We start from the raw sequence: 1,061 nt of genomic DNA, 5'->3' as shown, positions 1-1,061 counted from the left end.
TGGCGTTGGGCTGCATCGCCACCTGGAAGCGCCCTCGCTCCACCAGCGCGGCGCGCACCGTGCCTTGCGACAAGGGCAGGCGGGAGTTGAGGTAATAGTGGCCAATGGAGCCCTCGATACCGCCTTGGGCAGCGGCGCTGGGGGTGTCCAACAGGCCGATGTTGGTGGTGCAGAACAGCTGGCGCTGCGGGTTCAGCAGGCCGATGTCGCGCGCATAGCGGTGGGTGAACATCAGGCTGCGCAGCCGGTTCAGGTTGTCCGGCGTGCACACCGGGGCAAAGGAGGTGTTGAGCTCGTCCAGCAGGTGGCCGATGTCGGCCTGCAACTCCTGCATGCTGGCAATCACCTGCGCATGGCCGCTGTCGACGGCTTGTAACCGCAGCTGCAAGGCTGCCAGCAGCACGGCCAGCGCCATCACCAAACCCGCCGCGTAACCGCAGAGGGTGCCTACCGTCCGGGGGTACCGGCCCATGAAATGGCTCAGCCCGAACAGGCTGTTACCGGGTGTTTGAGGGGCCGCTGTCAGGCGCGGCATACCCGCCGGGTACCCAGGCCGCGTGGGAGATCTGATCCGAACCGCAAGCCCTGCATGTGTTTTCCCTCAAACAATCCGTGTCAAGAAATTATGGAGTAATTACGGTTGCAATTTGTTGCAGCATGGAACCGGTACCAAATTTAATTGTGACCCACGCTCAACCGGCATGCACCACCACCAGCCAGGCGGTCGCCTCCACCGTGCCCGGGTTGCGGATGGCGTGGGGCCGGTCGGCGGCGTAGCGGGCGGTTTCACCGGGGGCCAGGTGCTGCACAGCTTCGCCCGACACCACGTCCAGCGCGCCGGTCAGCAGCGTCAGGTGTTCGCGCGTACCGGCCTCGTGCGGCTGCGACTCCAGCGCGCCGCCGGGCTGGATCGCCAGCGCGTACCACTCGAACTGGCCTGCCAGGTCGATGGGGCCCAGGATGCGCAGCTCGCAGGCACCGTCCGGGTGGCGCAGCGAGGGCGTGGCGTGGGCGGGCACCACAGTGATGGCGGGCGCGGCAGGCGCGGGCGCAGAGCCCAG

Annotated in this window: 2 protein-coding genes; both read right to left on the bottom strand. The window is 67.1% G+C overall.

Annotation, left to right across the window (positions count from 1 at the left end; genetic code table 11):
* On the bottom strand, positions 1-535 hold a 535-nt coding region (locus AC097L_RS26140; protein ID WP_479589599.1), incomplete at its 3' end, for a CSS-motif domain-containing protein.
* Positions 536-692: 157 nt separating this feature from the next.
* Positions 693-1,061: cupin domain-containing protein (locus AC097L_RS26135; protein ID WP_479589598.1), on the bottom strand; the 369-nt coding region annotated here is incomplete at its 5' end.

The sequence above is a fragment of the Rhodoferax sp. RT5P35 genome (assembly GCF_056521385.1).
This window is presented reverse-complemented; position numbering and strand designations above follow the sequence as displayed.